14 protein-coding genes are annotated in these 11,671 nt (G+C 42.6%); 3 read left to right on the top strand and 11 right to left on the bottom strand.

The features are described from left to right. Window positions 1-84 precede the first annotated feature (84 nt). The 5 genes from CFT42_RS15120 to kdpF all read right to left on the bottom strand — a co-directional run bounded on the left by CFT42_RS15120 (window position 85) and on the right by kdpF (window position 4,693). Window positions 85-168 carry a putative holin-like toxin gene (locus CFT42_RS15120; RefSeq protein WP_369822860.1) on the bottom strand — a complete coding sequence of 28 codons (84 nt, stop codon included), beginning with the start codon at window positions 166-168 and terminating at the stop codon, window positions 85-87. A 131-nt stretch (window positions 169-299) separates the two neighbouring features. Beyond that, window positions 300-836: a potassium-transporting ATPase subunit KdpC gene (kdpC, locus tag CFT42_RS11135; RefSeq protein WP_088816152.1), complete on the bottom strand. Its 537-nt coding sequence runs from the start codon at window positions 834-836 to the stop codon at window positions 300-302. A gap of 12 nt (window positions 837-848) precedes the next feature. Beyond that, window positions 849-2,873: a potassium-transporting ATPase subunit KdpB gene (gene kdpB, locus CFT42_RS11130; RefSeq protein ID WP_369821472.1), complete on the bottom strand. Its 2,025-nt coding sequence runs from the start codon at window positions 2,871-2,873 to the stop codon at window positions 849-851. Window positions 2,874-2,918: 45 nt separating this feature from the next. Beyond that, a complete protein-coding gene (kdpA, locus tag CFT42_RS11125) occupies window positions 2,919-4,607 on the bottom strand; it encodes a potassium-transporting ATPase subunit KdpA (protein ID WP_088816150.1) in 1,689 nt (562 codons plus the stop codon). Further along, on the bottom strand, window positions 4,604-4,693 hold the full coding sequence (gene kdpF, locus CFT42_RS11120) for a K(+)-transporting ATPase subunit F (RefSeq protein ID WP_088810645.1): 90 nt from the start codon (window positions 4,691-4,693) through the stop codon (window positions 4,604-4,606). Before kdpF ends, kdpA begins: the two co-directional genes overlap by 4 nt. Before the next feature lie 250 nt (window positions 4,694-4,943). Between kdpF and CFT42_RS11115 the strand changes: the two genes are divergently transcribed. From CFT42_RS11115 to CFT42_RS11105, 3 genes are all read left to right on the top strand, one after another. After that, a complete protein-coding gene (locus CFT42_RS11115; protein WP_088810644.1) occupies window positions 4,944-5,249 on the top strand; it encodes a PTS sugar transporter subunit IIB in 306 nt (101 codons plus the stop codon). A 75-nt stretch (window positions 5,250-5,324) separates the two neighbouring features. Next, window positions 5,325-6,626 carry a PTS sugar transporter subunit IIC gene (locus CFT42_RS11110; protein WP_088810643.1) on the top strand — a complete coding sequence of 434 codons (1,302 nt, stop codon included), beginning with the start codon at window positions 5,325-5,327 and terminating at the stop codon, window positions 6,624-6,626. Between the two features lie 38 nt (window positions 6,627-6,664). After that, window positions 6,665-6,976 carry a PTS sugar transporter subunit IIA gene (locus CFT42_RS11105; RefSeq protein ID WP_088810642.1) on the top strand — a complete coding sequence of 104 codons (312 nt, stop codon included), beginning with the start codon at window positions 6,665-6,667 and terminating at the stop codon, window positions 6,974-6,976. 51 nt (window positions 6,977-7,027) lie between these two features. Here CFT42_RS11105 and CFT42_RS11100 read toward each other — a convergent pair whose 3' ends face one another. From CFT42_RS11100 to CFT42_RS11075, 6 genes are read right to left on the bottom strand one after another with little or no spacing between them, the layout of a single operon-like run. Beyond that, window positions 7,028-7,444 (bottom strand): PTS sugar transporter subunit IIA, encoded by a 417-nt coding sequence (locus tag CFT42_RS11100; protein ID WP_088810641.1) that lies wholly within the window; start codon window positions 7,442-7,444, stop codon window positions 7,028-7,030. Window positions 7,445-7,460: 16 nt separating this feature from the next. Then, window positions 7,461-8,456, bottom strand: a complete 996-nt coding sequence (locus CFT42_RS11095) for an SIS domain-containing protein (protein ID WP_088810640.1) — start codon at window positions 8,454-8,456, stop codon at window positions 7,461-7,463. Between the two features lie 20 nt (window positions 8,457-8,476). Continuing rightward, window positions 8,477-9,541 (bottom strand): SIS domain-containing protein, encoded by a 1,065-nt coding sequence (locus tag CFT42_RS11090; RefSeq protein WP_088816149.1) that lies wholly within the window; start codon window positions 9,539-9,541, stop codon window positions 8,477-8,479. A 13-nt stretch (window positions 9,542-9,554) separates the two neighbouring features. Further along, the gene (locus tag CFT42_RS11085; RefSeq protein ID WP_088816148.1) at window positions 9,555-10,376 is read right to left on the bottom strand and encodes a PTS system mannose/fructose/sorbose family transporter subunit IID; all 822 of its coding nucleotides are present in this window, start codon (window positions 10,374-10,376) and stop codon (window positions 9,555-9,557) included. Then, window positions 10,357-11,175 carry a PTS mannose/fructose/sorbose/N-acetylgalactosamine transporter subunit IIC gene (locus CFT42_RS11080; RefSeq protein ID WP_088816147.1) on the bottom strand — a complete coding sequence of 273 codons (819 nt, stop codon included), beginning with the start codon at window positions 11,173-11,175 and terminating at the stop codon, window positions 10,357-10,359. The genes CFT42_RS11085 and CFT42_RS11080 overlap by 20 nt, the downstream gene beginning before the upstream one ends. Window positions 11,176-11,197: 22 nt before the next feature. Continuing rightward, window positions 11,198-11,665: a PTS sugar transporter subunit IIB gene (locus CFT42_RS11075; RefSeq protein ID WP_088810636.1), complete on the bottom strand. Its 468-nt coding sequence runs from the start codon at window positions 11,663-11,665 to the stop codon at window positions 11,198-11,200. Between the last annotated feature and the right edge of the window lie 6 nt (window positions 11,666-11,671).

Raw genomic sequence — 11,671 nt, 5'->3', positions numbered from 1 at the left:
TATCCCCGTACAGAGCCGTTAAGACGGTGGCAGTTTCTAATGATTTATTAAATAACCATCTTCACTCGCCAAGTGGAAAGATGGTTATTTTTCTTGTTTATCGTTCGAGTTAAGAATGGCTAGCACTAATGATGCAAATGCAATCATCAGTACCAGCGCCTCATACACCGACACGGCTAACTCCTCTCTAGGAGGAAAACCTGAATAAACATAGGCGTCACCCCCTTAGTAGGGATTTCGCCACCATCTTCACTTCTCTGCTCGTTTAATTTAACACGAAACGAGTTCTTTTTCCATTTTTATTTAACCTTTTGAGCAAGCTCCAAATTCACGCCAAGAACATTTACAACAGGTTCCCCCATAAATCCTAACGCACGGTTTTCCGTGTTATTTTTTATGATTTTTTCCACAGCAGACGGGGACATATCGCGCGCTTTCGCGATTCTATCCACCTGGTATTCCGCCGCAGCGACCGAAATGTTCGGATCCACACCACTTGCAGAACTTGTGACTAAATCAATCGGAATTTGTTTTGTATTCGCTGGATCGAGCTTATGAAAAAAAGCCACACGCTCCGCAACTAATTTTTCCTCTTCTGAACTTGATGGATTCAAGTTGGAGGGCGAACCGCTATCAGGGCGACCAATTAAATATTTTGCTTCTGTAAAGTTTTGACCAATCAATTTGGAACCTTTATTTCCTTCTATTATACTGCCATTTGCTTTGTTTTGGAAAGCAGCTTGTGCAACAAGCGTTACGACGGCCGGGTAGAGGACGCCGCACACAATTGTTAGGGCAGCAAACACGACCAGTGCCTGTCTAAAAAGTGGTTTCATTTCCATCGCCTCCTATGAAATACCAATAAACGTTAAAATCAAATCAATCAACTTAATCGCCACAAATGGCGCTATGAGTCCGCCTAACCCGTAAATCAAAAGGTTGCGTCCAAGTAATTTTTGCGCCGGCATCTCCGTATATTTCACGCCTTTAAGCGAAAGAGGAATTAAGAAAATAATAATCAGAGCGTTATAGATTATCGCGGATAAAATCGCCGTTTTAGGGCTCGTTAAGGCCATGACGTTTAGCGCCGCTAGCTCCGGATAAATGCCGTAAAACAGGACGGGAATAATCGCGAAATATTTGGCGATGTCGTTCGCTACACTAAATGTCGTGAGCGCTCCCCGCGTCATCAAAAGCTGCTTGCCAATGCGAACGATGTCGATCAGTTTGGTCGGGCTCGAATCTAAATCCACCATGTTCCCCGCCTCTTTTGCTGCCTGCGTTCCCGAATTCATTGCCACTGCAACATCTGCTTGCGCAAGCGCTGGGGCGTCATTTGTGCCGTCACCGGTCATCGCAACAAGGTGGCCTTCTTGCTGGTAGCTCCGAATTAAATCGAGCTTCGCCTCTGGTGTCGCCTCCGCCAAGAAGTCATCCACCCCCGCTTCCGCTGCAATTGCAGCCGCAGTCATTGGGTTATCCCCGGTAATCATAATCGTTTTAATCCCCATTTTCCGAAGGTCAACAAAACGCTCTTTGACGCCATTTTTAACGATATCTTTTAAGAATATAACGCCTAGCACTTGCTTGTTTTTAACGACGACAAGCGGAGTTCCCCCGACATTCGCCACTTTTGAAACGAGTTCGTCGCATTCATCTGGATACGCGCCACCAATTTCCTGCACATATTTTTTTACTGCGTCTGCGGCCCCTTTTCGAATCGCGTCATTCGCGTAATCAATGCCACTCATACGCGTTTTAGCTGTAAACGGAATAAATTCTGCTTGCGTCCCGCTAAAATCACGCCCGCGAATATCAAACCTTTCTTTAGCCAAAATAACGATGCTTCGTCCTTCAGCAGTTTCGTCAGCGAGTGAGGAAAGTTGCGCTGCATCTGCAAGATCACGTTCGCTTACGCCTGTTACAGGCAGGAACTCGCTTGCACGACGGTTTCCGAGTGTAATTGTCCCAGTTTTGTCGAGTAGTAAAACGTCCACATCACCAGCCGCCTCGATTGCCCGACCGCTCATCGCAAGTACATTCGCTTTATTTAAGCGGCTCATGCCAGCAATTCCAATGGAAGAAAGTAGCGCGCCAATGGTTGTTGGTGCCAGACAGACGAGCAGTGCGACAATGTTTGTCACCGAAACGGCCGAGCCATTTCCTGCTAGTTTGCTGGAAAAATCGGAAAACGGAAGTAAAGTCACCGAAACGGCTAGAAAAATAATCGTTAGCGTCACGAGTAAAATTTGAAGCGCAATTTCATTCGGTGTTTTTTTCCGCGCAGCGCCTTCTACCATCGCAATCATCTTATCTAAAAAGCTTTCACCCGCTTCTGTCGTAATTTCAATGACAAGCGAATCCGAAACTAGTGTTGTGCCGCCTGTCACGGCGCTTCTGTCGCCACCAGATTCCCGAATCACGGGTGCCGATTCACCGGTAATCGCGCTTTCGTCCACCGAAGCCGCACCAAAAATCACTTCGCCGTCCATCGGAATTTGCTCACCAGCTTCGACAATGACCACATCGCCTTTTTTCAAAGTATTGGATAAAACTTCGGTAAAGTCTTCGTGGTTATCAGCCGATTTCAACTTCCGCGTCAAAACATCTTTCCTAGTACTCCTTAAACTATCCGCCTGTGCCCGGCCGCGGCCTTCTGCAATCGCCTCCGCAAAGTTGGCGAACAAAACGGTGAACCAGAGTACCATCGCAATGACAAATGTGTACCACCGCGCTTCATCACCAATATTTATGAACGTTAAAAAATATAAAATGGTCGTTAAAACGGCGCCAAGATAAACGACAAACATGACTGGATTTTTAACTTGAATTTTAGGCGCAAGTTTTCTAAAAGATTGCTTTGTCGCGTCCATATATACATTTTTTTGACTGATTTCTTGTTTCATTTTTACTCACCCCTATTTTGTAGTGAAGAAGTCGGCAATTGGACCAAGCGCCAAGCTTGGCAAGAAACTTAAAGCGCCGACTAAGAAAATTACGCCAATTAAAAGGCCAACAAACAACCCTGTATCCGTTTTTAGCGTGCCACTGCTTGCTGCAACAGGCTTTTTCTTCGCCAAGTTTGCCGCTAAGAACAGCGCAGCGACAAGCGGTAAGAAACGCACAATGAGCATGATGGTTCCGCCAATCAAATTCGTAAAGGTCGTATCGGCCGAAAAGCCTCCAAACGCACTCCCATTGTTATTTCCCATAGAAGTAAAAGCGTATAAGATTTCCGAAAAGCCGTGCGCGCCGCTATTTGTCAGCCAACCCGTAGCACTTGGCATCATCACCGCAAACATCGTGCCGAAAAGCGTGAATAGTGGCGGCCCAAGGATAATCAGACAGACCATTTTCATATCATAAGGTTCGATTTTCTTGCCTAAGTACTCCGGAGTCCGCCCGACCATAAGTCCTGCAATGAACACGGTCAAAATGACAAAAGCAATCATCCCGTAAAGCCCGCTACCAACTCCGCCAAAAATCACTTCCCCGAGTTGCATTAAGAACAGCGGTATAAAGCCTCCGAGCGGCGTCAGACTATCGTGCATCGCGTTCACTGAGCCATTCGATGCCGCCGTAGTTGACGTTGCAAAAAGTGACGAATCCGCAACCCCAAAACGCGCTTCCTTGCCTTCCATATTCCCCGCACTCACGTCTACACCAGCGTAATTTGGAACAGTTTGATATTCCGCCGCCGTGATGCCAACAAGTGCCACTACAAAAACAATTATCATGGTTAAAAATAGGGTTTTTCCTTGCCCCCGCTCTTTAACCGCATGACCGAACATAAAAACTAGCGCCGCTGGGATAATTAAAATCGCCAGCATTTCGAAAAAATTCGTAATTGCCGTAGGATTTTCAAACGGAAACGCCGAATTGGTTCCGAAAAACCCGCCGCCATTTGTTCCAAGCTGCTTAATCGCAATCTGACTCGCCGCTGGTCCCATCGGAATGATTTGACTTACCCCGTCCTGAAGCGTCGTCTGAACACTGTAGCCCGATAAATTTTGCACAACGCCACCAGAAACTAAAATTATCGAAAGCACGATTGATAGCGGCAACAGCACATAAAGCGTGATCCGCGTCAAATCTTGCCAAAAGTTACCTATAGTATGTTCCTTCTTTAAAATAAACCCACGAATTAATGCGAATAAAACGGCAATACCAGTTGCTGCCGACACAAAATTCTGCACGGTCAGCCCCATCATTTGCGAAAAATAGGACAACTGAGTTTCCCCCGCATAGGCCTGCCAGTTCGTATTTGATACAAAACTCGCCGCCGTGTTAAACGCCAACCCAATTGACATCCCTTTCATATTTTCTGGGTTAAGCGGCAAAAATCCTTGCATCATTAAAATGGCCATCAAAAAAACAAACCCAATTCCACTAAAAATTAACACCGAAAGAGCATATTTTTTTGGCGACATACTCGCCGTACTATTTTCACCCATCCCTTTATAAATCCACGTTTCAACTGGTTCAACAACACGCGATAAAAAAGTATGCCGGCCTTGCATTACCGCATACATATAACGTCCAAGAGGAATCGCCAGACCAATTAAGACAACAATGAAAATAACATCTTTTAATATCGCTTGACTCATAAGTCTTCACCTCGGAATAAAACGTAAAATAAATACGCCATCAAAATAAGGGCTAACACACCTAGAACACCAATGACCACGCTCATTTTTCTCAACTCCTTTTTCTATCCTAATCCTATCAGTTAAGGTATAAAGACGGTGTTAAATCTATTTATTAGGGTATAAAGATTTTGTAAAGGGGGTAGTCTGTGTAAAGTTTACACACATCACACACATTGTGTACACATTTCTACAGAATGAAAACGTTATTATATAGCGGTTTCATAGTTTCAAAAAGTTGGCACGGTTTTTGCATATATTATAACTATAAGAATTCAACCTATAGGAGGGTTTACAATGAAAACGATTATGTTAGTATGCTCCGCTGGTATGTCCACTAGCTTGCTTGTAACTAAAATGGAAAAAGCTGCTGAAGCGGAAGGTATGGAAGCAAAAATCTTTGCTGTTGCTGAAGCGGAAGCTGATAAACACTTAGATGAAATCGATGTTTTACTACTTGGTCCACAAGTTCGTTTCTTAGAAGGAAACATGAAGAAAAAATTAGAGCCAAAAGGTATTCCGCTAGGCGTGATTAACAGCATTGACTACGGAATGATGAAAGGCGACAAAGTTTTAGAACAAGCTAAAGAGTTAATGAAATAATTTTGTTAGCAAAGGGGCAACCCTTACTATAAATTAATGGTTCTTTTAAAGGCCACAAAAAAGGAGATTTTTTAAATGAATGGTTTTATTGCATTTATGGAGAAGCACTTCATTCCATACGCAGCTAAAATCGGTGCACAACGTCATTTAGTAGCCGTGCGTGATGGTTTCATCGCGACAATGCCACTAATGATTCTCGGTTCGTTCGCCGTACTAATTAACAACTTACCAATCCCTGGTTATATCCCGATGATGAATAACATTTTTGGGGAAGGAAAATGGCAAGCCTTCGGTGGTAACATTTGGGCTGGTACTTTCGCTATTTTAGGTCTTTTTATTGCTTTTACAGTAGCTTACAACCTTGCCAAATCTTATGACAAAGATGCTTTATCTTCTGGTGTCGTATCTGTTGCTTCTTTCTTTGCAATCGGCGCTGGATTCGTTACCGTTACTGACGGGGCTGGAAGTGTCGCGGGTCTTGGATCTGCTGGTTTATTCTTAGCACTTATTATTTCTTTAATTTCAACTGAAATTTTCACTCGTTTAAGTGGAAACTCAAAACTGATTATCAAAATGCCTGAAGGGGTTCCACCAGCAGTTGCTCGTTCATTTGCTGCATTATTCCCTTCGATGATTACCGTTTCAATTTTCGCTTTAATTACAGCTTTCTTCCAAGCTGCAGGTATTACAGATTTAGTTGGCGAATTCTACAAACTTGTTCAAGAACCATTCATGGGTCTTGCTAACTCGTTGCCAGTTGCTTTACTATTAGCATTTATTTCTTCATTCCTATGGTTCTTTGGTTTGCATGGTGCAAACATCATCGATCCATTTATGCAAACAATTAACGTTCCTGCAATCGAAGCTAACGTAAAAGCTCTAGAAGCAGGCGACAAAATCCCTTATATCGTTAACAAACCTTTCTTCGATTCTTTCGTAAACTTAGGTGGTACAGGGGCGACTCTAGGTCTTATCATTGCGATTTTCCTAGTAGCTCGTAAACATAAAGCTTACATGACAGTATCTAAATTATCTGCTGCACCAGGTGTGTTCATGATTAATGAACCGATGATGTTTGGTTTACCAATTGTGTTAAACCCAATCTTCTTCATTCCTTATATCTTGACACCAATGATTCTTGTAACAATTGCTTACTTTGCAACTGTACTTGGACTTGTTCCAGCTGCAACAGTTATCACACCTTGGACTACTCCGCCAATTATCGGTGGTGCCTTAGCAACACAAAGCTTGTCAGGTGGTATTTTAGCCGCAGTGAACTTAGTTGTCGCTGTTATTATCTACCTTCCATTCGCGAAAATGGCTCAAGTTCAAGAGCTTAAACGTGAAAAAGAGGCTGCTGCTGAGGAAGCAAAATAATTTCAACTTGAACTCTACACTTTAAGGACGTGTTGAACATGAATTCTGAAAATCTAGAACAAACAATTATGGGGCTAATCGTTTTTGGTGGTAATGCTAAAAGCGATGCAATGCTCGCAATTGATGCCGCTAAAAAGGGAGATTTCGATAAAGCTGACGAGCAAATTAAACTTGCCGAAGACGCTTTACTCGAGGCTCATCATTCTCAAACTGCTTTAATCCAAGGTGAAGCTCGTGGTGAAAAAACAGAAGTATCACTACTTCTTGTTCATGCTCAAGACCACTTAATGAACGCTATCACTTTCAAGGATTTAGCAAAAGAAATTGTTGAGTTATATCGTACAAAATAAGGTAAGAAAAGAAGCAAGCCAACTGGCTTGCTTCTTTTTAATTTATCGAACTTAAAAATCATCTTCCATTTGATCGACCGGCGCCACATATTGATAAACACCTTGTTTTCCCGCTTCAATAATTTGATTCGCTAACACGTTTAGCGGTAAGCTCTCTCGGTTTATAAATGCTTCTAGCAGTAGCGGTATATTCACGCCCGTTACAAGCTCTGTCTGACTAAAATTCAGAAGAAGCGTGACTAGCACATTAAAGGGGGTGCCTCCTTTTAAATCAGTGAGGAATAAAACGCCTTCTTCTACATTTAAATTGCTGATTTCCTGCATGATTTTGCTTTGTAGGTTTTCAGGCGTTTCTCCCACTTCGAATGGGACAAAACTGGTATTTTTCTGCGTGCCGCAAATCATTTCCGCTGAGCGAATTAATTCTTCTGCGGCATTCCCGTGCGTGCAAACAAAAATTGCTGTCATTTTCAAAACCGCCTTTTTAATAGTCTAATTGACGATAGTAGCGTCTGATTTCCATTGGATGGCGATTTAAACGCTCGATATGCACATCAATTCGGTTGTTTACAGCATGAATGATGAACGGGGATAAGATGCCTCTGAATTTTTCTGAAATGCCAGGCAAAGCGTAGTCTTTTGCATCGATGATTGTATAGTTGCCGCAAATTTGTGGAATAAAACGGGCGACTCGTTCACTTAATGCGCGCTGGCTATCTTCGGTTACATAAATCGTTACTGGTGTATCACGCTCAACAATTTCAAACATGCCGTGGAAAAATTCATGCGCCTCAATTGATTTCGTTTTAATCCAGTGCTGCTCTTCCCAGTAACACATGGCGTAGGAATACGTTGCGCCCCACTGGTTCCCGGCGCCTACAAAATAATGAATGTCATCGCGATGGTGTTTTTCGGCAAATTCACGCCCAAATGCGTCGGCGGATTTTTCAATTTCAACAATGCCTTTTGCAAAATGTTGATCCATTTCATTATAAAACTCGTCATACTCGGCAAACTCGCCAGCCAAATGCATAAAGCGGTCCCCCACCATGAAGAATTTCAATTGTTCGTTTAGCGGATAGGAAATTAAATGGTCAACAAGCGAAGCTAGTTCCGCATCGGCTTTATCAATGAAACCAAGAACCGTTGCGCCAAGCGCGTTACACTTTTTGACGGCTTGCACAACCTCTTCTGTGCTACCTGTGACCGATGAAACCACAACAAACGTATCTTTCGTCACTCGCTTATTCCCTGTCGTTAGAAACACGGCGGCGTTTTCATAAAAAGTTTCAAGCTCCGTTCTCTCTTTCATGTGCACAACCGCCTGCATAGCTGACGCGTAAGTGCCTCCAATACCTAACCAGCATATGTTACTAAAGCCTCGGTTAAAGACATGATCAATAACCTCATTAATTTGCGGACGTAATTTTAACGCCCCCTCCATATTTTTTAATACTTTTCCTTCGTCAAATTTTAGCATTGCTAGTCCTGCCTTTCTCTTCAAATTTTCGATTTTGTAATTGTGTCAAATTCCGGGAATGCGGATTTTTCCAAATTGATGCCCTTTTCCTGCGACACTTTAAACGCGAGCAGATGAACAGGCACCGTCATAAATAGCGAGGCGAGTAGTTCCTCTGTTTGAATGTCCAGCGCTAAATCTCCATGTTTCGCTTTGTCCCCATTCGCATAAATGGTCTCTACACGCGAAACATGTCCGTGCAAAAACTCCTTCAATTTATCCGCGCGTTCCAAAAGTATCCCTTCCGGTTCCAAGAAAATCACATAATCATCTGCAGATAAACCAATATATGGTCCGTGCATGTATTCTTCTAACTCTTTGCCAAACGCCGTAATTCGAATGGTTTCGGTTACTTTTGTTTCTCCTTCGCGCGCTACACCATACGTGCTTCCGTAGCCAATAAAGAAAATTCGGTTCGCCTTTAACCATTCAGGCGTGCGTTCGTCTACCCATTTGATCGCTTTCGTGATAAGCGCTGGCAATTTGGTAGCGATTTTTTGCATTTCAGCCAAATCAAATTCATATTGTTCGGTCGTTACTTTTCCAGTTGCTAATGCCATTTCAAGCGCCAGTAAATTCAAGATGAGAATCGTCGCGCTGTAGCCTGCCGTCACATATGGCATTTCTTCAATGCCCATGCCCATTTCAATGACGTGCTCAGCCGCTTTTGCGATTGGACTAGTCACATCACTTGTCACCGTAAAAATTGTACCGCCTCGTTTTTGAATTTCTTCCACAAGATGGATGGTAGAATAACTATGGCCGCCTTGCGAAATCGCCACATATAACGTATTTTTATCCAAATGAAGCATGTAATTTCCAGAAATAGACGGCTCTTCTATATAAACGGGTATACCTAGTTTCGCGCTCATATAAAGTTGTGCCCCGAAAGCCGCATTCGAACTTGATCCTGTAGCAAAAATGACGATGGAATGATACGTTTTATGCTCCATTTGAATGATTTCTGCTAAAATTTGTTTGCGATTTCGCATAATATTTGTATATATTTCTGGTTCTGCATGAATATAATGTTCCATATTTTTCATTTTTTCACCCGCTTTATTTTAATAATCCTGTAAAGGCTCCTAAAATTCCAATTCCTGCGATTAAAAGGAGTATCCAATGCGCTTTAAGTCCTTTTTTATCTAGCCAAAAGATGAAGAACGTGAAGCCAAGCACTAGAATCCCTGGAACAATGCCATCAAAAATACTTTGAATACTGACGGCTTCTTTTCCCGTACCGAATTTAAACGGCATATTTATGCTTACCATGGTGGCTACCATCGCGCCAACAACACCTAACCCAATAATGGACGCGCCGTAAGATAATTTATCCATTAAACCTGTCTTTTGGATTTTCTCAATAAAGTTAGCTCCAATATTATAGCCGACAAACAAACCGTAATAACGAGTCAGAATAGCTGGAATATTGAAAATAAGAAGGAACAGAATGGGGCCTAAAATATTTCCCTGCAGGGCAAGTGAAGTCCCGATTCCCGTTGCAATAACGCGTAATGTTCCCCAAAAGAACGAGTCGCCAATTCCGCTTAATGGGCCCATGAGCGCCACTTTAATATTATTAATGGAGTCTGTGTCAAAATCTTTTTCTTTGGCAGCTTGTTCCTCCATCGCGATTGAAATCCCTAGCGGAAATGTAGAGAGCCACGGTGTGACGTTATAAAACTCTAAATGCCTTTGATAAGAAGCGATTTTTTGATCTTTGTCATTTTTAAAAATCTTATTTAGTGCTGGTAACATTGAAAATCCGTAACCGAGATTTGATTGCCGCTCATAGTTCCACGACCATTCCATTGTGAATGAGCGCCAGAAAACTTTCATCAAATCTTTTTTAGTGAGTACATCAGAATTCTTCATCTTCATAGTTAATCCCCCCATCATTTGCAAGAGCTGGTTTTGTCTGGTCATTTTTTGGCGAATTATCATTTTTGAGTGTCGCATAGCCAGTTAAAATTAGCGCTAAACAAGCGGCAAAAATGGCAACACCAGTAACAGGTACTTTTAAATAAACGGCTAAAGCAAAACCGAAAACAAAGAATACCGCATTCTTTTTATTAATCATTAGTTTAAGTAGTAACGCGAAACCGTAAGCTGGAAGAAGTCCTGTCGCAATCCCTAGACCCGTAATAACAAATTGCGGAATAGCATCAAGAACCGTTTGAATAACAGGGCTCCCGACAAGGTAAGAAACCGCGACGATAATCCCTATCGGCAAGTTAATGGATAAGAAGCCTCCCAGAAGCTGCATTCGACTTATCCCACTGGAATTCCCCTCCAAAGCATAGCGGTCAGCTTTATGCACAAAATAAGGTAGAACAAAGATAAAACAGAGATTTTTTACGACTAAAACAAGGGAAGCGATTGGAATCCCCAGCGCTAATGCTACCGCTGTGCTTTCCCCAGTCGCTATCGCAAAAGCAGTTCCTAAGATGCTGCCTGAAATAATCTCCGGCGGAATCGACGCACCGATGGAAAAGGAACCAACAAACGCTAATTCTAAAGTGGCTCCCATAATGATGCCCATCTGAACATCCCCCATAATAAGACCTGCGAGCGTACATGTTACAAGTGGCCTTGATAGCATGGATGAACCAAATAAGTATTCTCCATTTGCAAGCATTGCAACCAGTGCCAACAAAATTGCTGTTACAATATTTTCCATAATTTAGCCCTTCTTTCTAAGTTTATGCCTCAAAAGTGACTTTCTTTTCGTTCGGTACTTGTTGGATAAAAATGTCAATATTCCGTTTTTTCAAATCGTTCAAGCGCTCAACTTCGTTCGCCGTCAGATTTACCGCCTTAGAAAAATTGGTCGTGCCTTCTCGCTGCTTCGTTCCACCTAAATTCAACATTGGAATTTTGCCATTTGTGCCTTCGATTAGTTTGTAAGCGTCTTCAACCGATTCCACTACAATGAGCAAGTTATACTTGTCTGTGACTCCGGAATTAATAGCTTGGACACTCTCTTCTATACTCTTCATTACTAACTTCGCCGCTTCAGGTTTAGCCAAACGAATGGCAGATTTTCGAAAATCATCTGCGGCAACGCTATCATTGGCGACCAATATCGTGTTTACGTCTAGTGCATTAAACCAGGATACCGCTACTTGTCCATGAAGCAAGCGGTGATCCACTCGTAGAAATTGAATCATTTTTTC

Origin of the sequence: Listeria goaensis (assembly GCF_900186125.1) — a bacterium.
GTDB lineage: Bacteria > Bacillota > Bacilli > Lactobacillales > Listeriaceae > Listeria > Listeria goaensis.
Note: the sequence above shows the minus strand (reverse complement) of the source record. Positions and strands in the feature narration are given on the sequence as shown.